At 70.8% G+C, this 25,110-nt stretch carries 21 protein-coding genes; 13 read left to right on the plus strand and 8 right to left on the minus strand.

What is annotated here, in order from left to right; genetic code table 11:
* Window positions 1-122: 122 nt before the first annotated feature.
* Together DP939_RS33310 and DP939_RS33315 are read left to right on the plus strand one after the other, a co-directional pair.
* Window positions 123-3,395 carry a S41 family peptidase gene (locus tag DP939_RS33310; RefSeq protein ID WP_225878654.1) on the plus strand — a complete coding sequence of 1,091 codons (3,273 nt, stop codon included), beginning with the start codon at window positions 123-125 and terminating at the stop codon, window positions 3,393-3,395.
* Window positions 3,396-3,844: 449 nt separating this feature from the next.
* Window positions 3,845-5,089 (plus strand): glycosyltransferase family 4 protein, encoded by a 1,245-nt coding sequence (locus DP939_RS33315; protein ID WP_225878655.1) that lies wholly within the window; start codon window positions 3,845-3,847, stop codon window positions 5,087-5,089.
* On the opposite strand, the gene DP939_RS33320 is transcribed toward DP939_RS33315, so the two are convergent.
* Window positions 5,078-5,989, minus strand: coding sequence for a S1C family serine protease (locus tag DP939_RS33320; protein WP_199565582.1), 912 nt, complete (start codon window positions 5,987-5,989; stop codon window positions 5,078-5,080). The genes DP939_RS33315 and DP939_RS33320 overlap by 12 nt on opposite strands.
* A 327-nt stretch (window positions 5,990-6,316) precedes the next feature.
* Between DP939_RS33320 and DP939_RS33325 the strand changes: the two genes are divergently transcribed.
* Genes DP939_RS33325 through DP939_RS33335 form a run of 3 tightly spaced genes read left to right on the plus strand, consistent with a single transcriptional unit; the run spans window position 6,317 to window position 8,957 of the window.
* Window positions 6,317-7,183 carry an amino acid ABC transporter permease gene (locus DP939_RS33325; protein ID WP_225878656.1) on the plus strand — a complete coding sequence of 289 codons (867 nt, stop codon included), beginning with the start codon at window positions 6,317-6,319 and terminating at the stop codon, window positions 7,181-7,183.
* Window positions 7,180-7,941 carry an amino acid ABC transporter ATP-binding protein gene (locus tag DP939_RS33330; protein ID WP_113984816.1) on the plus strand — a complete coding sequence of 254 codons (762 nt, stop codon included), beginning with the start codon at window positions 7,180-7,182 and terminating at the stop codon, window positions 7,939-7,941. The genes DP939_RS33325 and DP939_RS33330 overlap by 4 nt, the downstream gene beginning before the upstream one ends.
* Window positions 7,942-7,976: 35 nt before the next feature.
* Window positions 7,977-8,957 (plus strand): ABC transporter substrate-binding protein, encoded by a 981-nt coding sequence (locus DP939_RS33335; RefSeq protein WP_113984817.1) that lies wholly within the window; start codon window positions 7,977-7,979, stop codon window positions 8,955-8,957.
* Between the two features lie 16 nt (window positions 8,958-8,973).
* On the opposite strand, the gene DP939_RS33340 is transcribed toward DP939_RS33335, so the two are convergent.
* From DP939_RS33340 to DP939_RS33350, 3 genes are read right to left on the minus strand one after another with little or no spacing between them, the layout of a single operon-like run.
* A complete protein-coding gene (locus tag DP939_RS33340; RefSeq protein WP_113984818.1) occupies window positions 8,974-9,930 on the minus strand; it encodes an MBL fold metallo-hydrolase in 957 nt (318 codons plus the stop codon).
* Between the two features lie 30 nt (window positions 9,931-9,960).
* Window positions 9,961-11,046, minus strand: coding sequence for a mandelate racemase/muconate lactonizing enzyme family protein (locus tag DP939_RS33345; protein ID WP_158578833.1), 1,086 nt, complete (start codon window positions 11,044-11,046; stop codon window positions 9,961-9,963).
* Complete coding sequence (locus DP939_RS33350; RefSeq protein ID WP_113984820.1) at window positions 11,043-12,185, minus strand: alpha/beta fold hydrolase; 1,143 nt, start codon at window positions 12,183-12,185, stop codon at window positions 11,043-11,045. Before DP939_RS33350 ends, DP939_RS33345 begins: the two co-directional genes overlap by 4 nt.
* 178 nt (window positions 12,186-12,363) lie before the next feature.
* Between DP939_RS33350 and DP939_RS33355 the strand changes: the two genes are divergently transcribed.
* From DP939_RS33355 to DP939_RS33380, 6 genes are all read left to right on the plus strand, one after another.
* Window positions 12,364-13,020 carry a peroxiredoxin-like family protein gene (locus DP939_RS33355; RefSeq protein WP_113984821.1) on the plus strand — a complete coding sequence of 219 codons (657 nt, stop codon included), beginning with the start codon at window positions 12,364-12,366 and terminating at the stop codon, window positions 13,018-13,020.
* A gap of 240 nt (window positions 13,021-13,260) precedes the next feature.
* Window positions 13,261-14,523 (plus strand): ABC transporter substrate-binding protein, encoded by a 1,263-nt coding sequence (locus DP939_RS33360; RefSeq protein ID WP_113984822.1) that lies wholly within the window; start codon window positions 13,261-13,263, stop codon window positions 14,521-14,523.
* A 65-nt stretch (window positions 14,524-14,588) separates the two neighbouring features.
* Window positions 14,589-15,323, plus strand: a complete 735-nt coding sequence (locus DP939_RS33365) for an ABC transporter ATP-binding protein (RefSeq protein WP_225878657.1) — start codon at window positions 14,589-14,591, stop codon at window positions 15,321-15,323.
* Window positions 15,320-16,135, plus strand: coding sequence for an ABC transporter ATP-binding protein (locus DP939_RS33370; RefSeq protein WP_113984824.1), 816 nt, complete (start codon window positions 15,320-15,322; stop codon window positions 16,133-16,135). The genes DP939_RS33365 and DP939_RS33370 overlap by 4 nt, the downstream gene beginning before the upstream one ends.
* Before the next feature lie 11 nt (window positions 16,136-16,146).
* On the plus strand, window positions 16,147-17,046 hold the full coding sequence (locus DP939_RS33375) for a branched-chain amino acid ABC transporter permease (RefSeq protein WP_113984825.1): 900 nt from the start codon (window positions 16,147-16,149) through the stop codon (window positions 17,044-17,046).
* Window positions 17,047-17,053: 7 nt separating this feature from the next.
* Window positions 17,054-18,160, plus strand: a complete 1,107-nt coding sequence (locus DP939_RS33380) for a branched-chain amino acid ABC transporter permease (protein WP_158578835.1) — start codon at window positions 17,054-17,056, stop codon at window positions 18,158-18,160.
* Between the two features lie 72 nt (window positions 18,161-18,232).
* Here the strand turns inward: DP939_RS33380 and DP939_RS33385 are convergent, their stop codons facing one another.
* Together DP939_RS33385 and DP939_RS33390 are read right to left on the minus strand one after the other, a co-directional pair.
* Window positions 18,233-19,414: a homogentisate 1,2-dioxygenase gene (locus DP939_RS33385; protein WP_113984827.1), complete on the minus strand. Its 1,182-nt coding sequence runs from the start codon at window positions 19,412-19,414 to the stop codon at window positions 18,233-18,235.
* Window positions 19,415-19,594: 180 nt separating this feature from the next.
* Window positions 19,595-20,293, minus strand: coding sequence for an IclR family transcriptional regulator (locus DP939_RS33390; protein WP_113984828.1), 699 nt, complete (start codon window positions 20,291-20,293; stop codon window positions 19,595-19,597).
* A 191-nt stretch (window positions 20,294-20,484) separates the two neighbouring features.
* Here DP939_RS33390 and DP939_RS33395 point away from each other — a divergent pair, with 191 nt between their 5' ends.
* Both DP939_RS33395 and DP939_RS33400 read left to right on the plus strand, forming a co-directional pair.
* On the plus strand, window positions 20,485-22,095 hold the full coding sequence (locus DP939_RS33395; RefSeq protein ID WP_225878665.1) for an FAD-dependent monooxygenase: 1,611 nt from the start codon (window positions 20,485-20,487) through the stop codon (window positions 22,093-22,095).
* 32 nt (window positions 22,096-22,127) lie between these two features.
* Window positions 22,128-22,601, plus strand: coding sequence for an OsmC family protein (locus DP939_RS33400; protein ID WP_113984830.1), 474 nt, complete (start codon window positions 22,128-22,130; stop codon window positions 22,599-22,601).
* Between the two features lie 21 nt (window positions 22,602-22,622).
* On the opposite strand, the gene DP939_RS33405 is transcribed toward DP939_RS33400, so the two are convergent.
* Window positions 22,623-23,120 (minus strand): hypothetical protein, encoded by a 498-nt coding sequence (locus tag DP939_RS33405; RefSeq protein ID WP_225878658.1) that lies wholly within the window; start codon window positions 23,118-23,120, stop codon window positions 22,623-22,625.
* Between the two features lie 60 nt (window positions 23,121-23,180).
* Window positions 23,181-25,094 (minus strand): APC family permease, encoded by a 1,914-nt coding sequence (locus tag DP939_RS33410; protein WP_225878659.1) that lies wholly within the window; start codon window positions 25,092-25,094, stop codon window positions 23,181-23,183.
* Between the last annotated feature and the right edge of the window lie 16 nt (window positions 25,095-25,110).

The raw sequence follows: 25,110 nt of genomic DNA on the forward strand, positions 1-25,110 counted from the left end.
TCCTCTGCGAGAACGCCACATTCGACTGTTCGCAGGAATGCGAGGATAAGTTGGGCGATCACGCGACCGGAGAGGGATGTATGCCAGCGTACGTACGGTTTCCGACGATTTTTCGTGACGCGGTGGTCTTCGCCGCGGAGGACGATCTGTGGATGGTGCCGGCCGAGGGTGGGCGGGCCTTCCGGCTGACCGCCGGAGTCGCCGAGGCCGGATATCCGAGGTTCTCCCCCGACGGCGAACGACTGGCCTTCGTCGGTCGTGAGGAGGGCCCGGAGGAGGTCTACGTGATGCCGGCCGAAGGCGGTGACGCCACCCGCATCACGTTCCACGGATCCCGTTCGACGGTCACCGGCTGGCAGGACGACGCGATCGTCTACGCCAGCGACGCGGGCCAGCCGTTCGGGCGGCTGAAGTGGCTGCACGCCGTGGTCCCCGGGGCGGAGGGGCCGCCGCGGCGGCTGCCGTACGGACCGGCGAACACGATCACGTACGGCCCCGGCGGCGCGACCGTGCTCGGCCGCAACACCGCCGACCCGGCCCGCTGGAAGCGCTACCGCGGCGGCACGGTCGGCGACCTGTGGATCGACCGGGCGGGCGAAGGCGAGTTCTCCAGGCTGGTCGCGCTGGCCGGCAACCTCGCCGCGCCCTGCTGGGCGGGCGATCGGATCTACTTCCTGTCCGACCACGAGGGCGTCGGCAACGTCTACTCCTGCACCCCCGCCGGCGACGACCTGCGCCGCCACACCGACCACGCCGACTATTACGCGCGCAACCTGTCCGGCGACGGCACCAGGCTGGTCTACCACGCGGGGGGGGAGCTGTACCTGCTCGACCCCGCCGAGGGCGAGTCCCGCCAGGTGGAGGTACGGCTGGGCAGCTCACGTACCCAGCGCAACCGCAGGTTCGTGTCCGCCGAGAGCTACCTGGACAGCGCCACGCTCAGCCCCGACGGCAGCGGCCTCGCCATCACCACCCGCGGCAAGGCGTTCTCCTTCGCCAACTGGGAGGGGCCGGTCCGCCAGCACGGCGCCCCCGACGGGGTCCGCTACCGGCTGCTGAACTGGCTCAACGACGGCGAGCGGCTGATCGCGGCGGCCAGCGACGACGGCGACCGCGAGGTGCTGGTGCTGCTCACCGCCGACGGCGCGGAGCAGCCGGTACGCCTGGACGCGCTCGACACCGGCCGGGCCATCGAGCTGGAGGTCTCCCCCAAGCACGACCGGGTGGCGCTCACCAACCACCGCAACGAGCTGCTGCTGATCGACCTGACCGGCGAGGAGCCCGCGCTGACCACCATCGAGCGCAACGCCTTCGACCGGATCGAGGACCCGGCCTGGTCGGCCGACGGGCGCTGGCTGGCCTACTCCTGCCCGGCGGGCCCGCAGACCAGCGCCATCAAGCTGTACGACACGCAAAGCGGGCAGTCGTTCGCCGCCACCCGGCCGGTGCTCTACGACACCAGCCCGTCCTTCGACCCCGAGGGGCGCTACCTCTACTTCATCGGCTACCGGGTGTTCAACCCGGTACGCGATTCGCTCCACTTCGACCTGGGGTTCCCGCTCGGCCGCCGGCCGTACGCGATCGCGCTGCGCTCCGACGTGGGCTCACCGTTCGTGCCCGAGCCGCGCCCGCTCGGCAAGGGCGACGGCGGCAAGGACGAGAACAAGGACGAGGCCAAGGACGAATCGAAGGACGAGACCAAAGAGGAGGGCAAGCCCGACTCCCAGCCCGAGCCCGCCGAGGAGCCCGCCGAGGAGCCCGCCGAGGAGCCCGCCGAGGAGCCCGCCAAGGAGGCCGCCAAGGAGACGCTGACCATCGACACCGAGGGCCTGGACCGCCGGATCATCGCCTTCCCCGTGCCGGAGGCCCGGTACACCCAGATCGCCGGGATCAGCGGCAAGGCGATCTTCGCCTCGTACCCCGTCGAGGGCCGCCGCGGCGACGAGTTCGCCGAGTCCACCTCCGGCACCCTGCACGTCTACGACTTCGAGAAGCAGACGAGCGAGGTCTTGACCAGGGACCTCAGCGGTTTCCTGCTGGGCCGGGACAACACCACCCTGCTCTACCGGGCAGGCCGCCGGTTGCGCGTGGTCAAGGCCGGTGAGGAGCCCTCCGGCGGAGAGGGCGCGACCCGCTCGGCGGGCTGGATCGACCTGTCCCGCGTCAAGGTCTCGATCCGCCCCGGGGCCGAATGGCGGCAGATGTTCCGCGAGGCGTGGCGGCTGCAGCGCGAGCACTTCTGGACCGAGGACATGGCCGGGGTCGACTGGGACGGCGTCTATGACCGTTACCTGCCGCTGGTGGACCGGATCGGCACCCGCGGGGAGTTCTCCGACCTGCTGTGGGAACTGCTCGGCGAGCTGGGCACCTCACACGCCTACGAGATGGGCGGCGAGTACCGCAGCCGCCCGCACTACTGGCAGGGCAAGCTCGGCGTGGACTGGACCTACGACGACGGCGTCTACCGCATCGCCGCCATCGTGGACGGCGACCCGTGGGACGCCGAGGCCACCTCTCCGCTCAACCGCCCTGGTGTCAATCTGCGTCCGGGCGATGCCGTGCTGGCGGTCAACGGCCAGCCGGTGGGCCCCGCGGCCACCCCGGCCGAGCGGCTGGTCAACCAGGCGGGCGAGGAGGTGCAGCTCACCGTCCGCCGCGGCGAGGAGTCTCCGCGCACGGTCACCGTCAAGGCGCTGTCGTACGAGCAGCCCGGCCGCTACCGCGACTGGGTGACCGCCAACCGGGCCCGCACCCACGAGCGCACCGGCGGGCGGATCGGCTACCTGCACATCCCGGACATGGGCGCCGAAGGGTACGCCGAGTTCCATCGCGGGTTCCTGGCCGAGTTCGACCGCGAGGGCCTGATCGTGGACGTGCGCTTCAACGGCGGCGGCAACGTCTCGGCACTACTGCTGGAGAAGCTGGCCCGCCGCCGGATCGGCTACGACTATCCGCGCTGGGGGGTGCCCGAGCCCTACCCGCGCGAGTCCCCCAGGGGCGTGCTGGTCGCCGTCACCAACGAGTGGGCCGGATCGGACGGCGACATTTTCAGCCACACCTTCAAGCTGCTCGGCCTCGGCCCCCTGATCGGCAAGCGGACCTGGGGCGGGGTCATCGGGATCTGGCCGCGCCACTGGCTGGCCGACGGCACGGTCACCACCCAGCCGGAGTTCTCCTTCGCCTTCGACGACGTCGGCTGGCGGGTGGAGAACTACGGGACCGACCCCGACATCGAGATCGACATCACCCCGCAGGACTACGCCCGCGGTGTGGACACCCAGCTCGACAAGGCGATCGAGGTCGCGCTGGAGCGCCTTGCGGCCCATCCCCCGCACACCCCCGACCCGGCCGACCGCCCCCGGCTCACCGTCCCGCCGCTGCCCCCGCGCAGCTGACCCGGCCCTGACCCTGCCCTGACCCTGCCCTGACCTGGCGCTGAGCGCCCCCGGCACCCGCCGGGGGCGGCTCTCGCCTGCCCATGGATGATCTCCGTGCGTCCCGGCCTGATCACCTAGCGAGGTTTTGTGACGGCAAAGCAACGTTTTCCCTACCGCAAAGCGTCTAATGGGTCGCAGGACGGATCGGGGGCTCTCGTTCTAGTCCGGCATTTCGGGTTTCGGAAGGGCGGTGGTGACACGGAAATCACCACCGGCTGATGTTTCAGCCCGCCGTGTACCGGAAGAGGAACGCGGTGGTCCATGAGCAGAGGGGGTTTCCGGCTGTGCGCACAGCTATTGCGCGGGGGGCGGTACGTCTGCTGGAGGCGTCCGACAGGCGCCGGGCGCGAAAGGCCCCGCCGCCGCAGATTCGTGACATCCGGATTTTACTGCTGCACGCAAACGGCATGGGCGGGACCATCAGGACCGTCATCAACCTGGCGGGACAGCTCGCCGCCACGCACGATGTCGAGATCGTCAGCGTGCTGCGCGAGGCGGAGGAGCCCTTCTTCGAGATTCCGGAGGGGGTCCGGATCAGCTATCTCGACGATCGCCTGGGCGACGGCCCGGGCGGGCCGCTGCGCCGCCTGTTGTCCAGCAGGCCGAGCAGGCTGATCCCCAAGGAGGAGGCGGCCTCCCACCGCTTCACCATGTGGACCGACCTGCTCCTGGTCCGCTATCTGCGCAACCAGACGTCCGGTGTGGTGATCGCCACCCGTCCGGGCCTCAATCTCGTCACCGCCCGCTTCGCCCACCCGGGGGCCATCACCATCGGGCAGGAGCATGTCGGGCTGAGCAGCCACGCCCAGCCCGTGCAGGCGCTGCTCAAGCGGCGCTACCCCATGCTGGACGCGCTGGTCGCCCTGACCAAGGCCGACCTTTCCGACTACCGCACGGCGCTGCGCCGCAAGCCGCGGGTGCTGACCCGCATCCCCAACGCGCTGCCGCCGCTGTCCGGCGGGCCGTCCACGCTCACCGGTAAGACCGTCGTGGCGGTGGGCCGGTTGACCAGGGTCAAGGGCTTCCACAAGCTGCTGGCCGCCTGGGAGCAGGTCTCCGCCACCCACCCCGACTGGACGCTGCGCATCTACGGCGCGGGCAACCAGCAGGACAACCTCGCCGCCGAGATCCGTGATCGCGGGCTGCGCGACAGCGCCTTCCTGATGGGCCCGGTCTCCGACGTCGGCGCGGCACTGCAGGAGGCGTCGATCTTCGCAATGACCTCCCGGCACGAGGGCTTCCCCATGACGATCCTGGAGGCGATGAGCAAGGGCCTGGCCATTGTCAGCTTCGACTCCCCGCACGGCCCGCGCGAGATGCTGACCGACCGGCACGACGCGCTGATGGTCAAGCCGCGCACCCCCGAAAACCTGGCCGAGCGGCTGTGCGAGGTCATCGAGGACGAGGAGCTGCGCCGCCGCCTGGGCCAGGCCGCCCTGGCGACGGCCCGCAAGTACGACGGCGCGGTGATCGGCGAACAGTGGGAGGAGCTGCTGGCCAAGCTGCTCGACACGCGCAGGGCCGCCGCCGCGCCGGACCTCGGGCCCGAGCCCGGCGCGGCGGCGGCCGAGCAGCTCCGGCCCGAGCCGGTGTCCGGCGCGGGCCGCTCCCGGCCGCGGACGCCGGCCGGGCCCGCCGCCTCAGAGCTGTGACAGCGGCCCCAGTTCCACCGGCTCGGCGATCACGTCCACCAGGGCGCCGTTACGCAGCACGGTGATCGGCAGCGGGCGGCCGATGGCCTCGGCGAACATCAGCCGTTGCAGGCTCTGGGCGTCATCGACCGCCTGCCGTCCGGCGTTCAGCACCAGGTCGCCCGCACGCAGCCCGGCCCGCGCGGCCGGGCTGCCCGGCACCACCTCCATCACCCGCAGCGCCGTGCTCCGGCCGGTGTGCCGGTGCAGGTGGTCGGGCACCGGCGCGGGCGAGGTGACCAGTCCCAGGTAGGCGCGGCGGACCCGCCCGTCGCGCATCAGCGCGGCGATGATCGAACGCGTGGTGGTGTTCACCGGCACGGCCAGCCCCAGCCCGACGCCCGCCACCGCGGTGTTGATCCCGACCACCTTGCCCTCGGCGTCGGCCAGCGCGCCGCCGGAGTTGCCGGGGTTGAGCGCGGCGTCGGTCTGGATGACGTCCTCGATCAGGCGTACGGCCGAGCCGCTGCGCGCGGGCAGCGAGCGCCCGAGCGCCGACACCACGCCCGCGGTCACCGAGCCGGTCAGCCCGAGCGGGTTGCCGACCGCCACCACCAACTGCCCGACGACGAGGCCGTCGCTGTCGCCCAGCTCCGCGGGCTCGGGCGTCGCGCCCTCGGCCCGTACCACGGCCAGGTCCGACAGCGGGTCGGTGCCGACCACCGCGAAGTCGCCGGAGATGCCGTCAGCGAAGGCGACGGTCCCCGCCCGTGCTCTCCCGACCACGTGGGCGTTGGTCAAAAGGAACCCGTCGCTGGTGAACACCACCGCGGAACCGCTGCCCCGCTCGGTGCGCAGACTGGCCACCTTGGGCAGCAACCGGGCGGCGACGGAGGAGACGATCTGGGAGTAGGCGTCCATGTCCGCCCTCCTCGGGGGAATCGACACAAGTCTGCTTACATCATTACCCATCAAGCGATGTATCGCGACGAACATTCCTGCACGCAGGCCCGGGTCCGACTCGGCGTCCGACTCGACCGAAAACCTATATATCAAGTAGGAAATATTGACTTTGTGGGAGCGGGCTCGTAGCTTCATGGTCATGAGCCAGGCCGCGAACCTGACCAGACGCCCGCGCGCAGACCGCGGCCCCGTCGTCCGTGCATGTCACTGATCACGAGATCCCGGTCGGCACCCTAGTTCTCCGCGCTGAGGAGCGAGTTTCGTGATCCCTACTGGAGGCCCCTCGTGACGCTGTCCGAGGTGAAGACGCCCTCCCTCCAAGAGCCGGAGCGGCCCTTGGTGGTGGTGACGGCGCGGCGCCCGCTGCGGTGGGTGGCCGCGGCCGGTGTCCTCGTGGTGCTGGCGATGGTCGCCAGCGCCCTCATCACCAATCCCGCCTGGGAGTGGGAAGTCGTCCGGCTGTACCTGTTCGCGCCCTCGGTGCTGCGCTCGGTACTGGTCACCCTGCAACTGACCGCGCTGGGCATCGGGCTCGGCTTCGCGCTCGGCACGGTCCTGGCGCTGATGCGGCTCTCGGACAACCGGCTGCTGTCCTCGGTGGCCTGGGGATACGTGTGGCTGTTCCGGTCGGTGCCGCTCATCTTGCAACTGCTGTTCTGGTACAACCTGGCGCTGCTGTACCCGCGGCTGTCGGTCGGCGTGCCGTTCGGGCCGGAGTTCTTCGACTTCGGCACCATGGACCTGATCGGGCCGCTGACCGCGGCGGCGCTCGGGCTGGCCCTGCACCAGGCCGCCTACGCCGCCGAGATCGTCCGCGGCGGACTGCTGTCGGTCGATCCCGGGCAGCGGGAGGCGGCGGCGGCGCTGGGGCTGCCGCGGGCGCGGCGGCTCTTCCGGATCATCCTGCCGCAGGCCATGCGGACCATCGTGCCGAACGCGGGAAACGAGATCATCGGCCTGGTCAAGGGCACCTCGGTGGTCTACATCATGGCGCTGCCCGAGCTGTTCTACCAGGTGCAGGTGATCTACAACCGCAACGGCCGGGTGATGGCCCTGCTGCTGGTCGCGGCCATCTGGTACCTGGCGCTGACCACCGTCCTGTCGATCGTCCAATACTACGTCGAGCGCCACTACGGAAGGGGACGCCGATGAGCCCCGTGGTGGAACTGCGCGGCGTGCACAAGAGCTTCGGCACGCTGCACGTGCTGCGCGGCGTCGACCTCGACGTGAACAAGGGGCAGGTCCTGGTGATCCTCGGCCCGTCGGGATCGGGGAAGTCCACGCTGCTGCGCACGATCAACCACCTGGAGAAGGTGGACAGCGGGTCGGTCCGGGTGGACGGGCGGCTGCTCGGGTACCGGCAGGCCGGTGACCGGCTGCACGAGCTGCCCGAGCGGGAGGTACTGCGGCAGCGCACCCAGATCGGCTTCGTCTTCCAGGCGTTCAACCTGTTCCCGCACCTCACGGTACGGCAGAACCTGATGGAGGCACCGCTCTCGGCCCAGCGCCGGCCCCGCTCGGAGGTCGAGCCGCTGGTCGAGCGGCTGCTGGCGCGGGTCGGCCTGGCCGACAAGGCCGACGCCTACCCGAGGACGCTGTCGGGCGGGCAGCAGCAGCGCGTGGCCATCGCCAGGGCGCTGGCGCTGTCCCCCAAGCTGCTGCTGTTCGACGAGCCGACCTCCGCGCTCGACCCCGAACTGGTGGGCGAGGTCCTGGACGTGATCAAGGACCTGGCCCGCGGCGGGACCACGATGATCGTGGTCACCCACGAGGTCGGCTTCGCCCGCGAGGTGGCCGACACCGTGGCCTTCATGGACGCTGGGCGGGTCGTCGAGATCGGCCCGCCCGCCCAGGTGCTCGACTCCCCCGTCCACGACCGCACCCGCGCCTTCATCGGCAAGGTCCTGTAAAGCAGCAAGCTGCTCTGAACCAGAAGGAACGACACATGCGCACACCGCCCGCCCGGGTCTTCGCCGCGCCCGCGCTCCTGCTCCTCGCCGCGGCCGTCGCGTGCGGCGCGGAGCCCACCGTCCAGTCCCCGGCCGGCGCCGCCCCCAAGGTCTCCGGGAAGGCGATCAACCTCGGACCCGAGCAGAACCGGATCCGCGCCGAGAAGGTCGCGGCCATCGCGGCCAAGGTGCCCAAGGACATCGCCGCCGACGGCAAGCTCGCCGTCGGCTTCAACGGCGAGGGCACCCCGCCCCTGGTGTTCCCGGCCACCGACGACACAACGGTGATCGGCGTGGAGACCGACATCGCGCAGCTCGTGGCCGACGTGCTCGGCCTGGAGTTGGCGCCGGAGACCACCTCCTGGGAGAACCTGTTCCTGGCGGCCAAGTCCGGCAAGTACGAGGCGGTGTTCAACAACGTCACCGTCACCGAGGAGCGCAAGGACATCTACGACTTCGCCACCTACCGGATCGACCAGCTCGCCTGGCAGGTCGCCGCCAACAGCCCGATCAAGAAGATCGCCCAGGCCGCCGACATCGCCGGGCTGCGCGTCTCGGTCGGCGCGGGCACCAACCAGGAGAAGGTGCTGCTGGACTGGGACCGGCAGAACAAGGCGGCCGGCCGCAAGGCCGCGGAGATCCTTTACTACGAGAAGTACGGTGATGTGATGCTGGCGCTGAGGTCCGGCCGGGTCCAGGCGTACTTCGGGCCCAACCCGACGCTCGCCTACAACGTCGCCGTCAGCGGCGACTCCCGGCTGGTGGGCACATTCTCCGGGGCCGGGCCGGACCTGCAGGGGCTCATCGCCGCCATGACCAAGAAGGACAACGGGCTGGTCGGGCCGCTGCAGGAGGCGCTGGCCACGGTCATCAAGAACGGGAAGTACGCGCAGGTGCTCGACCGCTGGGGGCTGGCCAACGAGGCGATCCCCAGGTCGGAGATCAACCCGCCCGGCCTGCCCCGCCAGACGCCCTGAGCGACCCGCGCCGGGTTCAGCCGGTCAGGCGGTCCCAGACCTCGCGGTCGCGCTCCGGGGTCCAGATGCCCGGGCCGCTTCCGTCGAGTTCTTCCCAGGCCCGCCAGGTGTCGAAGACCATGGCGTGCTCGAACACCGGCATGCCGCCGTAGACGGGCAGCAGCGCCTCACGGGCCGCCACGTACGCCTGCTCGACCGTGCCGCCACGCGTCTTGATCTTCTCCACCGCGCCCAGCAGCGTGCTGAGGAAGTCGCGGGTCAGCTCGATGGCCCGCTGGGAGGCGGCGCGGTCGTGGGCGATCTCGCCACGGCCGCCGACGAGGATGTCCACGTCCAGCGCCTTGACCCGGTCCAGGGTGGTGGTCATCCACTCCTGGTGGTAGGCGTCGCCGGTGTAGACGGCCGAGCCGTTCTCCACCAGGTCGCCGGCGAACAGGACCTTGGACTTGGGCACGTAGGCGTAGATGTCGCCGGAGGTGTGCCCGTTGCCCGCCCAGGCCAGTTCGACGGTGCCGCGGTCGCCGCCCAGCTCGATCGACAGGTGGTCGTCGAAGGTGACGGTGGGCCAGGTGAGGCCGGGGATGGTCTCGTGCCCGGCGAACAGCCGCGGCATCCGGCCGAACTCGACGTCCCAGTCCTCCTTGCCGCGCTCGGTGATGAGCCGCCTGGTCTCGGTGTGCGTGATGATCTCCTGCGCGTCGAATCCGGCGGCCCCGAGCACACGTACCGCGTGGTAGTGCGAAAGGACCAGGTACCTGACCGGCTTGTCGGTGTGCTCGCGCAGCCGCTCAAGCCAGCGCTCGGCCATCACCGGGGTGGCGCGGGCCTCGAAGCAGACCAGGAAGTCCTCTCCCTCGATGGCGCCCACGTTGGGGTCGCCGCCCGTGGTCAGGGCGTATACGCCGTCGGCCAGGACCTCCAGGATCTCCGGCTTCTCCTCGGTGTCGGCGGTGGAGGCGAATGGCTTGGACACTTGTGTGCTCCTCGTCTTGGTGGTGGTCGCTCAGGCGTGCCGCAGGCGGTCCAGCGCGGCGGTGTCCCACAGCATGCCGTGGCCGGGACGGTCCGGCGGGGCCGCCACGCCTCCGCTGATCGGCAGCGTCTCGGCGAGCACTTCGTCGATCAGCGGGAAGTGCTCGATGTAGGCGCAGTTGGGGACGGCCGCCGCCAGGTTGACGTGCAGTTCCGGCAGGAAGTGCGGGGTGAGCACGGCGCCGAAGACCTCGGCCACCGCGCTGATCCGCAGCCATTCGGTGACGCCGCCGCACAGCGGCACGTCGGGTTGCAGCACGGACGCGGCGCCCTCGCGCAGGTAGTTCGCGAACTCGTGGCGGCCGTGCAGGTGCTCGCCGACCGCGACGGGGACGCCCTGGCGGGTGGCGAGCTGGGCGTGCCCGGCCAGGTCATCGGCGGGCAGCGGCTCTTCCATCCAGTAGACGCCCAGGTCGTCGAGGCGGCGGCCGAGCCACACCGCGGTGGGCAGGTCCAGCCGCTCGTTGCAGTCGACCATGATCCGCAGGCCGTCGCCCAGCGCCTCGCGCACGGCCCGTACCCGGGCCACGTCCTCCTCCGCGCGGCGGGCGCCCACCCGCAGCTTGACCGCGTCGTAGCCTTCGGCGACGTACGTGCGCGAGCCCTCGATCAGCTCGTCCACCGACATCGCGTGGGTGGAACGGCCGCTGCCGTACACCGGGACGGTGTCGGTGTGCGCGCCGATGAACCGGTAGAGGGGCAGGCCGGCGCGGCGGGCGCACAGGTCCCACACGGCGATGTCGGCGGCCGACAGCGCGGGCAGCGCCACCCCCCTGCCCAGCCTGCGGGTCGCGGCGGCGATCTCGTGCCAGCGGCGCGGCCAGGCGTCCAGTTCGGTGCCCTCGGCCTTCTCCTTGATCAGGCCGGTGAGCAGGGCGTACAGGGCCTCGGCGCCCCCGGTCAGGGCGTAGGTGAAGCCGGTGCCGGTGGCGCCTTCGTCGTCGGTGAGGGTGACGTGCAGCAGATCGACCTGGGTGGCGCCGGAGCCGCCGCGTCCCGCGCCGAGCGGGACGCGCACCCAGGACGTGCTCAGGTCGGTGATCGTCGGACGGCTCACAGGACCTTTCCAATCCAGCCGATCAGGGCGTCGGCCATGACGGCGGTCAGCTCCGGCTGGCCGTTGAGGTAGTGCCGGCCGCCCTCCACCGCGGTGAGCAGCTTGTTGTCGTGCGGGACCGCGTCGTGCAACTGGCGGGCGTGGGAGGGGAAGCACGCCTGGTCGGCGGTGCCGTAGATGACGTGGACGGGGACGTCAACGGACGCGAGCCGGGCCGGGCCGTCGCCGTGCGAGGTCCGGATGGACCACTGGGACAGCCATGAGCGCAGGCTGGTCAGGTGGCCGAGGGTGGTGGGCCGCAGGTTGGCCTCGTACGGCTCGCCCCACAGCGTGCCGGGCGCGCGGTCGGAGGGGTCGATGGACAGGTCCACGTTGCGCGGGTCGGCGCAGGTGGCGTGGATCCTGATGGGCAGGTCGGTGACCTTGCCGTCGCTGCGCTCGGCCAGCTCGTCCAGCTTGGCGATCACCGTGTCGGTGATCCGGTCGTTGCGCGCCCGCTGCGCCGCGCGGTAGCGGGCCAGCCACTCCGCCGCGTACGGGGGGCCGTTGTGCGCGGCGAACATGTCCAGCTCGGGGTCGCGGTCGAAGGGGTCGTCCTCGTCGCGTACGGCGGGGTCGAGCCATTCGACCAGCAGGTTGGCCCGGCCGGGGTGGGCCATCAGCATGACCAGGGCGTCGGCGGGGGGCAGGTGGGCCTTGGTCAGGTCGGGGCCGCCGCCGTAGGGCGCGGCAGTGATGCTGGGATTGCGGGCCTGCTCCTGGTAGAGGGCCACCAGGCCGCCGCCGCCGGAGTTGCCGGCCAGGACGACCTTCTCGTATCCCTCCGCGCGCAGGTGGGTGATGACGGAGGCGATGTCGAGTACGCAGTTCTCCAGCAGCAGCACCGAGTCGTTGCCCAGGTAGCGGGTCGTCATGGCCACCGCGTCCACGCCGCGCTCGGCCCACGCGGCCAGGGCGTAGTGGCCGAGGAAGTTGGAGGAGGGATGGACCACCACCACGGCGGTGTCGGCACGCCGTCCGGGGTTCGCGCGTACCCGCGAGCACCACAAGACCCCGGCCATCCGCGCCACCCCGGAGTAGACCTCCGAGGCCGCGGCCGCCGTCCCGATGGGGACGGTGAGCAGCTCCCGCTCAGCCATGTTCCGACCACCTCACCTGCGCTCGATTAACGGTTAAGCTCACCATATATCGGTAACTTTCACCCTAGCGCACCCCTTGGCGTCTTGACAGTGGCCCGGGTGGCTTCCGAGGATGCGCCTAACACAAGCGCTCGAACTACGAATACGGCAACCGGATAACGGTTAAGGAGATGGTGCCGTGCAATCGCTCAACGAGATCCTCGCCGCCAAGGCCGCCTCGGTACAGCGGCCCGAGGAGGCCAAGCAGGCCATCAACGAGGCGTTCGCCGAGATCGAGGCCGCCGGTCTCGTCCCGGGGGTGGAGGTCGGGGAGAAGGCCCCCGACTTCGTGCTGCCCAACGCCCTGGGGTCCAAGGTACGGCTTTCCGACCGGCTCGCGGAGGGGCCGGTCGTCCTGATCTTCTATCGCGGCTCCTGGTGCCCGTACTGCAACCTTGAGCTGGCCGCCTACCAGGCGGTTCTGCCCGAGTTCCGGGAGGCGGGGGCCCGGCTGGTGGCGGTGAGCCCGCAGTTGCCCGACGACGCTTTGTCCATGCAGGAGAAGCACGACCTGGCCTATGACGTGCTGTCCGACGCCGAGCAGGAGGTGATGGCGGCTTACCGGGTGAAGTTCGAGCTGCCCGAGAAGATCAAGCCGCACCTGCTGGACGCCACCGCCGCCGCGCTCGCCCGCCAGCAGCCCGACGGCCGGTGGAGCCTGCCGGTGCCCGCGACGTTCGTGCTGGACACCTCCGGCATCGTGCGCGCCCGGCACGTGACGATGAACTACCGGACCCGGATGGAACCCGCCGAAGCCCTGCGCGCCGTGCGCGAGATCCGCGCCGCCGCCGACTGACCTTCCTTCCCCACTCCCCCGGGGGCGGCGAAACGGCCGTTTCGCCGCCCCCGCATCATTCCCGTTGCCATTCGGCCATCCTCTTGACACGCCAGATGGGCCACAGCACGATAGTCGCACAGTGTGACCGAATATCGGTTGCCGGTTGCCCTCTCCCCACGACCACCTCGTGATCTCTACTGCCCCGCGGCCACGCGTCTCCGACGGGACGCGGACCCGTACCGGCACGAAAGGGGACGCATGCCATCCCGCACGCTCCGTATGGCCGCCGCGCTGAGCGTGGCCACCCTCGCAATCACCACCGTGGCCGCCTGCTCCAGCAAGGCCGAGACCAGCGCTGAGGACTCCGGTGGCATGCCCACGGGGCCCGGTGTGGACGCCTCCAGCATCAACCTGGGCCTGCTCACCGACATCACCGGGCCGTTCGCCGCGATCGACAAGCAGCAGAACCTCGGGGTGAAGCTCTACTGGGACGCCAAGAACGCCGCGGGCGGCGTCTGCGACGGCCGCAAGGTCAACCTGGTGACCCGCGACCACGGCTATGACCCGCAGAAGGCGGTGTCGCTGTACTCGGACATGGCCCAGCAGGTCCTGGCCCTGCAGATCACCGTCGGCTCGCCGACCACCCTGGCCGTGCTGCCCAAGCTGGAGCAGGACAAGGTGCTCGCGGTGTCGATGGGCTGGTCCCCCAGCGTCAAGGACAGCGAGTCCATCATCATCCCCGGCACCACCTACGACATCGAGATGGTGAACGCGGTCGGCTACCTGATCGAGGAGAACAAGCTGGCCAAGGGCGACAAGATCGGTTACATCTACCTCAAGGGCGACTACGGAGAGCCCGGCCTGGCGGGGGCCACCTTCGCCGCGGAGGCCAACGGCATGTCCGTTGTCGGCCAGCAGATCGACCCGACGGTCAGCGACCTCTCCGGCCAGGTCAAGAAGATGGCCGACGCGGGCGTCAAGGCGCTGTTCGTGAGCGCGTCCGGGCGGCAGGTCTCCTCCGCGGCGGCCGTCGCCGACGTCGAGGGCCTGGACGTGCCGATCGTGGCCGCCGCCCCCGGCTTCTCCCCCGAGTCGCTGACCACCGGCGCGGGCACGGCCATGGAGAAGAACATGCTCGTGGTCGGCTCGGCCGCGCCGTTCGCCGGCGAGGGCGCCGGTCCGGAGCAGGTCAGGAACCTGTACGCCAAGTCCGGCGAGAAGTCGATCACCCCCAGCCTCTGGGTCACCCTCGGCTACGCGGCGGCCAGCGTGATGGACCAGGCCATCACCCAGGCGTGCGAGAACAAGGACCTCAGCAGGGAGGGCCTGTCCAAGGCGTTCCGGCAGAAGGGCTCCTACGACACCCAGCAGACCACCGTGCCGCTGGACTTCTCCAAGCCGGGCGTCTCCCCCTCCACCGAGACCTTCATCCTGAAGCCGTCCAAGGGCGCCGAGGGCGGCCTGGAACTGGTCAAGAGCGGATACACCGGTCCGGACACGGCGAAGTACCAGGCGCGATGACCACACCGGGTACAGACGGTCCACTGCTGTCCGTGCGCGGCCTCGGGGTGCGCTACGGAGACGCGGTGACCGCCCTGCGAGACGTCAGCGTCGACGTCCCGCAGGGCGGCATCGTGGCCGTACTCGGCAGCAACGGCGCCGGCAAGTCCACACTGCTGCGCGCGATCTCCGGGGTGCTGACCCGCCAGGCCGGGCGGATGACCGGCGGTGAGATCCGGTTCGCCGGGGAGCGCATCGACGGCGTGGGCGCCGAGCGCCGGGTCAAGTCCGGCATCGTGCAGGTCCCCGAGGGACGCCGGGTCTTCGCCCATCTGACCGTCCAGGAGAACCTGCGCGCGGGCCGGTACGGCAACCCGAAAGGCAAGCGGCCCGGCGACCTGGAGCGGGTGTACGACCTGTTCCCCGTGCTCGGCGAACGCCGCAGGCAGGCCGCGGGCCTGCTGTCCGGCGGCGAGCAGCAGATGCTCGCCATCGGGCGGGCGCTGATGGCCGAACCTCGGCTGCTGCTGCTGGACGAGCCGTCCCTGGGCCTCGCCCCGAAGATCATCGACCGGATCGTGGACCTGCTGCGCGAGATCCACGGCCAGGGAACGGCGATGCTCGTCGTCGAGCAGAACGCGGCGGTCGCGCTGGAGCTCGCCGAGCACGCCTACGTCCTGGCGGTGGGCGAGGTGGCGATCGAGGGGCCGGCCGAGCGCCTGCGCGGCGATGACCGGGTCCGCCGCCTGTACCTGGGCGGGGAACCCGACGAGGAGATCGCCGCCACGGTCCCCGGTGACGTACGAGGAGGCATGCCATGACCGCGCCCGGCGCCCGCCTGCAGGTCAGCGATGTCACGGTCCGGTTCGCCGGGGTGACGGCGCTTTCCGGCGTCACCTTCACCGCCGAGCCCGGCACCATCCACGCGGTCATCGGCCCCAACGGCGCGGGCAAGTCGTCGCTGTTCAACGTGCTGTCCGGGATCTACAAGCCCGCCGAGGGCAGCGTGCGGGTGGACGGCAGCGAGCTGGTCGGGCTCGCGCCGCACCGGGTGACGGGCCTGGGCGTCGGCCGGGCGTTCCAGAACGCGTCCATGTTCGCCGGGCTCACCGTGGAGGAGAACCTGCTGCTCGGCCGGCACCGGCTGGGCAGGGGCGGGGTGTTCGGGGCCGGGCTGCGCCTGCCGTACGCCCGCCGCTCCGAACGCGAGGCCAGGGCCAAGGTGCGCGAGGTCGCCGAATTCCTCGGCGTGGACCACCTGCTCCCGCTGCCCGCGGCCGAACTCCCCTACGGCGAGGCCAAGCGGGTGGACATCGCGCGCGCCCTGGCCACCGAGCCGCGCCTGCTGCTGCTGGACGAGCCCGCGGCCGGCATGCACACCCACGAGAAGGTCGAGGTCCGCGACACCATCCGCCGGATCGCCGCCGAGCGGCAGATCACCGTCCTTCTCGTCGAGCACGACATGGGGCTGGTGATGGGCATCTCCGAGCAGGTGACCGTGCTCGACTTCGGCCAGGTCGTGCTCACCGGACCCCCTGACCAGGTCACCGCGGACGACGCGGTGATCGCCGCCTACCTCGGCAGGGCCGGCGCCGCGAAAAAGGAACGTTCCGAGTCCGAGCCGCCATCCTAGGAGCCGGTTTCATGGCACAACTTCTCTCGATGCTGGTGGAGGGCGCGTCACTCGGTGCCGTGTACGCGCTCGTCGCCCTGGGCATCGTCGTCATCTACAAATCGTCCAGCGTAGTGAACTTCGCCCAGCCCAGCCTGCTGATGTTCGGCACGTACGTGACGGCCAGCGCCTACAGCCTGCACGGGCTGTCGTTCTGGGCCGCGCTCCCGCTGGGCATCGCCGCCGCCGCGGTCCTGGCCGTGCTGGTCGACCGGGTGCTAGTCGCCAGGTTCCGCAGGACGCAGGCGGTGGTCGCGGCGAGCATCATGACCATCGGCCTGGACGTGGTGCTGCTGACCGAGGTCGACCGGCGGATCGGCTCGCAGATCCTCACCACCGGCGACCCGTGGGGCAACGACGTGGTGCGGTTCCTGGGCATCGGCGTCGCCGAGGCGCGGATCGCCGCGCTGGTCGTCAGCGTGCTGCTGCTGGTGCTCTTCCAGCTCTGGCTGCACCGCAGCGACTTCGGCGTGGCGATGCGGGCCACGGCCGAGGACCCGGAGACGGCCTCGCTGATGGGCATCCGGCTCGGCCGGGTGTCGGCGACGGCGTGGGCCGTGGCCGGGGCGCTGGCGGTGTGCGCGGGCCTGTTCATCGTGGCCTATCCGAGCCCGGGCCTGGACACCTCGGTGGAGGCCGTGGCGCTGCGCGCGCTGCCCGCGGCGATCATCGGCGGGCTGGACTCCACCACCGGCGCCATCGCCGGCGGCCTGCTGGTCGGGCTGAGCGAGGTCCTGGTCCGCGGGTACGGCGACCACCTCGCCTTCCTCGGCCAGGGGTTCGAGGAGACCGCGCCGTACGTGCTGATGCTGGTGATCCTGCTGGCCAGGCCCGCGGGGCTGTTCGGGATACGGGAGGCGGTCCGTGTTTAGGGCGGCGTTGACCTCATCCACGCAGGGGCGCACGGGCGTCCGCCGGCGGGTGCCGGTGGCGATCGTGGCGGGCGTGGTCCTGCTCGCGATCCCCGTGTACGCCGACCGGTTCTGGCTCAACCTCGGGTCCTTCGCCTTCGCCGCCGCCATCGGCGCGGTCGGGCTGATGATCCTGGTCGGGCGGGTCGGCCAGCTCTCCCTGGCGCACTCGTTCTTCCTGGCCGTGGGCGCCTACGGGTACATCTGGCTCAGTTCCCCGGCCGGGGAGGAGTCGTGGGGCCTCGGGTTGCCCAGCCTGCCCGCCGCGGTGATCGCGGTGGCGCTCGCCGGGCTGGCGGGGCTGGCCTTCAGCCCGCTGGCCGGCCGGTTGAAGGGCATCTATCTGGGCGTCGCCTCGCTGGCGCTAGTGTTCATCGGCCAGCACGTGCTGTTCACCGCCGAGCCGCTGACCGGCGGCTACAACGGGCGCAACGTGCCGGAGCTGACCATCGGCTCCTTCCAGGTGTTCGGCGTCGAGCCGGAGCTGTCGGTGTTCGGGGTGCCGCTGCGCCAGGCCGAGCGCGGGTGGTACGTCACCCTGCTCATCCTGGTGCTGACCACGGTGTTCGCCGTGCTGGTGCTGCGCAGCCGGGTGGGCAGGGCGTTCGCCGCGATCCGCGACGGCGAGGTGCACGCGGCGGCGCTGGGCGTGCGGGTGGCCAGGTACCGATCGGTCGCCTTCACCCTGTCCAGCGTGTACGCGGGCCTGGCCGGGGTGTTGCTGGCGCTGCTGTTCGAGCGGGTGGTGCCGGAGTACTGGGACCTGTTCCTGTCGCTGGAGTACCTGGCGATGGTGGTGATCGGCGGGCAGGCGTCGGTGGCGGGGGCGATCGCCGGAGCGGCGTTCGTGTCCTCGCTGCCGTTGCTGCTGCAGCGCTACAGCGATGCGATCCCGGGCATGGGCGGCGCGGTGTCCGACTTCGGGCCCTCCTATGTCGCGCAGATCCTCTACGGCGGCATGATCGTGCTCATCCTGTACTACGAGCCGAAGGGGCTGGCGGCCCTGGCCACCCGGGCGCGCAAGGCGCTGACGCCCCGCCGTGCCGTGGCCGCCGAGCGCACACCGGCCTCCTGAGGCCGGCAGGCTCCCCGGACGGCGAAGGGCCCCGCGACCGTGGTCGCGGGGCCCCAAGCGGGGGCCGGGCGTTCACCCGCCGACGTCGATACCGGCGCCGCGCGCCCAGGACCAGGCGTAGTCGGGGTCTTCCGCCTCGCTCAGGCCGGGCCCGAGGTCGAGCGGCCGGAAGGTGTCCACCATGACCGCGTACTCCTCGGTCCTGGCCACCTTCAGGCTCTTCTCCGCGCTGCCCGGCTGCGGGCCGTGGATGTAACCCGCGGGGTGCAGGGAGATGGACCCCATGCCGATGCCCGTGCCCGCGCGGCTCATGAAGTCGCCGCCGCAGTAGAACAGCACCTCGTCGGAGTCGACGTTGGCGTGGTTGTAGGGGACCTTCACCGCGTCGGGGTGGTAGTCGAACATGCGCGGCACGAAGGAGCAGATGACGAAGCCCGGTCCCTCGAAGGTGATGTAGGTCGGCGGCGGCAGGTGCAGCGCGCCGGTGGAGGGGGTGAAATCGCGGATGGACAGCGCGTAGGGGTAGTTGTAGCCGTCCCAGCCGACCACGTCGAAGGGGTGGTAGGCGTAGTCGTAGCGGGTGACGCCGCGCCGGTGCCTGACGTACACCTCGGCCGGTCCCTCGGCGGAGGTCAGCTCCTCGGGGCCGCGGATGTCGCGCTCGTTGAACGGCGAGCCGTCCAGGAACTGCCCGAACGGCGACATGAACCGCTTGGGCGGCCTGATGTGCCCGCCTCCGGACGCGGTCACCACGAACAGCCGCAGCTCATCGCCGAGCAGCCGCCAGCGGTGCGTCGTGGAGGTGGGGATGACCACGTAGTCGCCGTCGCCGACCGGCATCCGCCCATAGGAGGACTCCAGGACGGCCGATCCGGCCTCGACGTAGACCAGCTCGTCGCCGACCGCGTTGCGGTACAGGGGGCTGTCGGTGTCGGCGGCGACGTAGGAGATCGTCACGTCGGAGTTGCCCATCAGGACCCGCCGGTCCAGGATCGGGTCCCCGCCCGCTTTGAAGGCGTGGGTGCGCAGATGCCGGGGCAGCAGCGGGTCGTTGGGGAGCAGTGGCCCGCCGCCGTCGGGGTGGCTCTCGGCCGCGGTGATGGCGGTCGGGATCCTGCGGTGGTACAGGAACGACTGGGTCCAGGTGAACCCCTCCTCGCCCTGCATCTCCTCGTGGTAGAGGGCGCCGTCGGCGCCGCGGAACTGGGAGTGCCGCTTGCGCGGTACCTCTCCCAGACGCCTGTAGTAGACCATGCCCACCTCAATCCAAGATCGACTTACTGATATGTGTTCTATTATCGGTTATAAGGTTCGTATATCGGCGATCCTCGCGCACGGGAAGGACGCTTGTCAATCGCCCGGAGACGCGAAAAGGCCCCGGTGCCCGCTCGGGGCTCCGGGGCCTTCGGGCCCGCGCTCGGCGCGGGCGCGGGGTCAGCTCAGGCCGATCGCGATCTTTCCGGCCAGCGCGATCACCTCGTTGGCCAGCACCTTCTCGTCATGCTTGCGCTCCTTGGGGATGACCACTCCGACGCTGGCGTCGCACCAGCCGTTGACCACGATCGGGGCGGCGATGCCGGTGAAGTTGGGGACCAGTTCGCCGGTGGTGACCACGTATCCCTGCTTGCGCCCCTGGGTGACCTTTTCGCGCTCATCGGCCTCGGCCGGGCGGCCGGCCAGGATGGCGATGCCGGTGGCGGCGGTGCCCAGCGGGTGCCGCGAGCCGGTGCGCAGGCCGATGTGGAAGCTGGCCCGCTTGGGCTCGACGGAGGCCAGCGTGACGGCGCCATCCCCGTCGGCCACGTGCATGACGGCGGTGGCGTCGAGCCGTTCGGCGATCTCGGTGAGCAGCGGCCCCGCCACGACCATGAGATTCTGTGACACCTGGCGCGCCAGCGTGAACAGGCCCATGCCCAGCAGGTACCGTCCTTCACGGGTGCGCCGGACGAACCCACGGCGCAGCAGCGTCGCCAGCAGCCGGGCGGCGATGGAGCGGTGGACACCGAGCCGGGCGGCGGCCTCGGTCGGCGAGAGACCCTGGTCCGGGTCCGCCTCCGCCAGGATCTCCAGCAGGCGCAGCCCCCGATCCAGCGTCTGCGCGATCTCGCCAGGTCGGGCTGGTTCCTCGGTCACGGCTCACTCCCAGGAGAAACGACGGGATTACTGTCTGTCGAAAATCGGGGCCTGTGAGCGATTATCGCGCACCGCGCCGCCCTACGCCAACACGAGTCGCGCCGCGCCTCTTGAAGTCCGGCCACGAACAAGGCACGCTATGTCCAATAGCCGGACGTGATAACCGAATATCGGTCAAGTCGGAGGTGGCGATGGTTCTGCCGGACAACTCAGGTTCTTCCCCCCACGTGGTCATCGTGGGCGCGGGTCCCGTAGGCATGGCCACCGCGCTCCTGCTCGCCCGGCAGAACGTGCGCTCGGTGCTGCTGGAACGTCGTGAACAGCCGAGTTGCCGCCAGTCGCGGGCCGTCACCGTGCAGCGGGACATCCTGGCGCTGTACGACCGCCTCGGCCTGGCGGATGAGATCATCGATGATGGAGCGAGCTGGTCGCTTGGTCGCACATACTACGGTGACCAGGAGATACTCCAGCTCAGGTTCCCCCCGCACGGCGAAGAGATCTATCCGCCGTTCGTGAACTTCCCGCAGTTCCGCATCGAGGAGCTGCTCTACGGCGCGGCGCTGGCGACCGGCCTGGTGGACATCCGGCTGGGGCGCACCGTCGACGGCATCGAGCAGGACGACTCGGGCGTGCGGGTCACCGCGGCGGGCCCGAACGGGCCTGAGACCTACGCCGGCGCCTACCTCGTCGCCGCCGACGGCATCGGCAGCGGCGTCCGGCGGCGGCTGGGCATCACCTTCGACGGCTGGCAGACCAAGGGCCGCTTCCTGGTCGCCGACTTCGAGGCCGAGCTGCCCTTCGAGCGGGAGCGGCGGCTGTGGTTCAACCCGCCCTTCCACCCCGAGGGGATCGTGCTCATGCACGGGGTGGCCCGGAAGCTGTGGCGGCTGGACTGGCAGATCCCGCTGGACGCCGACGCCGACGAGCTGACCGAGACCGGACGGGTGGAGGCGCGGATCGCCACCGTGATCGGTGACCACCCGGTGCGCGTGGTCCGCAGCAACACCTACACCTTCCAGCAGTGCCGGGCCTCGGCGTTCCGCAGTGGCCGGGCGTTCCTGGTCGGCGATGCCGCGCACGTCGTCTCACCCTTCGGGGCGCGCGGCATGAACAGCGGCATGGAGGACGCGGAGAACCTGGCCTGGAAGCTCGGATACGTGCTCAACGGCAAGGCCGGGCCCGCCCTGCTGGACAGCTACGAGGCCGAGCGGGCCGCCGCGGCCGATCACAACCTGGCGGTGACCGGGGCGTCCATGAAGTTCATGACCCCCGACGACGAGTCCGGCCGCCAGGTGCGCGACGCCGCCCTCGCGGCGGCCCTCGCGGATCCCGGCCAGGCCCACCGGGTCGACTGCGGCAAGCTGTACGAGCCGTTCCCCTACCACGACTCGGCGCTGACCGCCCCGGCCCGGCTGCCCGCCCCCCGGGTGCGCCCCGGTGCGCCGCTGCCCGACCTGCGCTGTGTCGACGGCAGCCGTACCACCACGCTGCGCGCCGCGATGGCGGGCGAGCTGACCCTGCTCGCCGTGCCCGGCCGCAACGGCCTGATCTCCGGGCTGAACGCCGAACTCGACGCCATCGCGGCCCCCGCGTGGGTCCGCCGCTCCATCCTGGCCCCCGCCACCAGCGGGCCGGGCGTGCTCACCGTGCTGTCGGACGAGATGTGGGACATCTACGCCGGTGAGCAGGACGTGGTCTACCTCGTGCGCCCCGACTGCTACGTGGCGGCCGTCGTCCCGCTGGACGGCAGCCCCGTCGACTTCGGCGCGCTGACCGCCCAGGCGTCCAACGCCGCCGGCTGACCGGCACCCCGCCTACGACAAGGAGCAGCATCATGATCGACAGCAGTGCCGTCGCCGAGATCTCGCGGGTCAGCGTGCAGGCCGCGCCCGGGCGTACCAAGCTGGTCACCGTGCCGCTGGACGGGCAGGTCCCGATGGGCATGCACGGCGGGGTGGCCGAGCACTACAAGGTGCCGCTGGACACCATCGAGCCGCACGCCACCACGCTGGACTACCTGGTCGGCGCCGCCGCCGGGTGCCTGACCGGCACGCTGTCCGGCATGCTGGCGCCGCTCGGCCAGCCGACCACCGGCGGCGCGCTGACCTCCGACGCCGAGGGGACCATCGTCAAGGACGGCGGGGTGCTGCGGATCGCCGCCATCCATGTGCGCTACCGGCTGCGCCTGGCCGAGGGCGTGGACCGTGCCGAGGTGGAACGCGCCCACGACCGGCACACCCGGCACTGCCCCATCGCCAAGACCATCGGCGGCTGCGTGGAGATCACCACCGCCTTGGAGACGGTCTGACCCTCCCCGGCCCGGGGTGGGTCAGTTGACGCAGTCCTGGGTGTGCAGGCCCAGCGCCATCTCGTAGACCTTCCCCTTGCCGATCAAGAAGGAGTAGTACGCCTTCGGGTTGCCCGGGACCGTGACGTACGGATAGCCGCTGGCCGCCTTCTTCACCTTGGGGTACGCCTTCTTGATCTGCTTGTAGGTGGACCCCAGGCCGATGCCCTCCTTGGTCTTGACGCCCTTGGGCGCGAAGATCACCGCGACGCCGCGCTTCTTGGAGATGTACAGACCGACGGAGTCGCGGCCGGTGGGATAGGCCTTGAGGTCCCAGCCGCTGCAACCGGGCCCGCCGGCCATCTTGAGCCTGATCTTGCCGCCGGCCTTGGCGGCCTTGGCGCTCACCCCCAGTTTCACCCCCGCGAAACCGGCCGGACCGAACACCGGGCGGACGGTCTGCGCGTGCGCGGGGCCTGCGGAAAGGGCCGTGGCCAGGCCCGCCGCGACCACCGTGGCCAGGACGGGACGGGCGATCATGTGCATGCTCATGCCCTGTTGGACGGCTGATGACGCCGGAAAGTTCGCAACTCCACCCGTTCAGCCGACATGGACGATGGGGCGGCAGGTGGCGTCGGGTTCGGCCTGGCGCAGGACCTCGCGGGTCAGCGGCGGGATGTCGCCGCCGCCGAACACCAGGTAGCGCAGCAGCGCGCCGATCGGATTGCCCTCGGCGGCCCAGTGGAAGTAGACGTGCGGGGTCTTGCCGGTCAGGTCGCGCAGGTGCAGCAGCAGGGCGGCGATGGAGTTGGCGACCGTGGTGCTGTGCATGCACAGGATGCGAAAGCCGTGGCGCTCCTCGCCGGTGACCCGCAGCTCGCCCGCGAACTCCGAGGCGTCGGGAACGGTGACCTCCAGGAACAGCAGCCCCTCCGCGGTGCGCAGCCGGTGCAGCTCCCACGCCTCGCGGGCCTTGTCGATGTACTCCTTGGCGTCGCGGCCGTGCGGCTCGTTGGCGATCAGGTAGATCTCCGCCGACTCGTTGATGAAGCGGCGGGCGGCGTCGTCCAGGCTGATGCGGGTGACGCGCAGTTCGGTGGAGCGCGTGGCGCGGGAGATGAGCGAGACGGCCACGATGGCGAGGACGAACAGCAGGGCGATGACGAGCCCGTCGGGGCGTTCGATGATGTTGGCCACGGCGGCGTAGCCGAAGACCAGCGTGATCAGCCCGAACAGCACCGCGGCCCGGGTGCGGCGGCCGACCAGGGCCGACAGGGTGACGGCGACGGCGGCCGACAGGATGAGGGCCAGCACGCCGGTCGCGTACGCGCCGCCCTGGGTCTCCACCTCCGCGCCGAAGAACACGGTGATGACGAAGGCGATGGCGGTGAAGACCAGGACCATCGGCCGCGAGGCGCGGGTCCAGTCGGGGGCCATGCCGTACCGGGGCAGGTAGCGCGGCACGATGTTGAGCAGCCCGGCCAGCGCCGACGCGCCCGCGAACCACAAGATCGCGATGGTGGACAGGTCGTAGGCGGTGCCGAACCAGTCGCCCAGGTAGAGGTGGGCCAGGTAGGCCAGCGCGCGGCCGTTGGCCGAGCCGCCCTCGGCGAACTCGGCGGGCGGGATGAGGATGGTGGTGGCCAGGCTGGAGGTGATCAGGAAGACGCTCATGATGAGCGCGGCCGTGGTCAGCAGCTTGCGCGCGCCCTTGACCCGCTCGGTGATGTCGCCCTTGACCAGCGGCATGACCGCCACCCCGGTCTCGAAGCCGGAAAGGCCCAGGGCGAGTTTCGGCATCACGTACAGCGAGACCGCGACCATCGCGATCGGGCTGGTGTAGTCGGTGCTCAGCGTGTTCTGCCAGCCGGCCACCCGCTCCGGCGCGGTCAGTACGTGCGCCACCGCCGAGCCCACCACGATCAGGTTGAACAGCAGGTAGACGGCGACCAGGACGACGGCGACGGAGATCGCCTCACTGAACCCCGCCAGGAACACCCCGCCCAGCGCCGCGATCAGCACCAGCGTGATCGGCACCTGCCAGCCCGCCAGGAAGTGCGGCACGAACGGGTTGTGCAGGATGTGCGCGGTGGCGTCGGCCGCCGACAGGGTGATGGTCACGATGAAGGCGGTGGCCACGAACCCGAGCAGGAACAGCACCAGCAGCTTGCCGCGCCAGCCGGGCAGCAGCCGCTCCAGCATCGACAGCGATCCCAGCCCGTGCGGGCTCTGCCCGGCCACGGCCCGGTACGTCGGCAGCGCGCCGAAGAGCGTCAGCGCCACCAGGACCAGCGTGGCGATGGGGCTGAGCGCGCCCGCGGCCAGCGCGGCGATCCCCGGCTGATACCCCAGCGTGGAGAAGTAGTCCACGCCGGTCAGGCACATGACCTGCCACCAGGAATGCTGATGTTCGGGAGCGTCCTCTTCGGGTGGTGCGCTGGTCAGTCCTTCGGGACGTTTCAGACCCTTCAGCAGCCACTGCCGCATCCTTCGCTCCCGGGGCGCGTCGGCCACCGGGTCACCTCCGCTC

The organism is Spongiactinospora rosea (assembly GCF_003315795.1).
In the GTDB taxonomy this organism is placed as follows: domain Bacteria; phylum Actinomycetota; class Actinomycetes; order Streptosporangiales; family Streptosporangiaceae; genus Spongiactinospora; species Spongiactinospora rosea.

Coding starts and splice junctions, on each gene's coding strand:
- DP939_RS33395 (WP_225878665.1), top strand. CDS start 20,485: ATGGTTCTGCCGGACAACTCAGGTTCTTCCCCCCACGTGGTCATCGTG.
- DP939_RS33385 (WP_113984827.1), bottom strand. CDS start 19,414: ATGGTCTACTACAGGCGTCTGGGAGAGGTACCGCGCAAGCGGCACTCC.
- DP939_RS33320 (WP_199565582.1), bottom strand. CDS start 5,989: ATGGACGCCTACTCCCAGATCGTCTCCTCCGTCGCCGCCCGGTTGCTG.
- DP939_RS33315 (WP_225878655.1), top strand. CDS start 3,845: ATGGGCGGGACCATCAGGACCGTCATCAACCTGGCGGGACAGCTCGCC.
- DP939_RS33370 (WP_113984824.1), top strand. CDS start 15,320: ATGACCGCGCCCGGCGCCCGCCTGCAGGTCAGCGATGTCACGGTCCGG.
- DP939_RS33400 (WP_113984830.1), top strand. CDS start 22,128: ATGATCGACAGCAGTGCCGTCGCCGAGATCTCGCGGGTCAGCGTGCAG.
- DP939_RS33335 (WP_113984817.1), top strand. CDS start 7,977: ATGCGCACACCGCCCGCCCGGGTCTTCGCCGCGCCCGCGCTCCTGCTC.
- DP939_RS33330 (WP_113984816.1), top strand. CDS start 7,180: ATGAGCCCCGTGGTGGAACTGCGCGGCGTGCACAAGAGCTTCGGCACG.
- DP939_RS33375 (WP_113984825.1), top strand. CDS start 16,147: ATGGCACAACTTCTCTCGATGCTGGTGGAGGGCGCGTCACTCGGTGCC.
- DP939_RS33350 (WP_113984820.1), bottom strand. CDS start 12,185: ATGGCTGAGCGGGAGCTGCTCACCGTCCCCATCGGGACGGCGGCCGCG.
- DP939_RS33360 (WP_113984822.1), top strand. CDS start 13,261: ATGCCATCCCGCACGCTCCGTATGGCCGCCGCGCTGAGCGTGGCCACC.
- DP939_RS33405 (WP_225878658.1), bottom strand. CDS start 23,120: ATGATCGCCCGTCCCGTCCTGGCCACGGTGGTCGCGGCGGGCCTGGCC.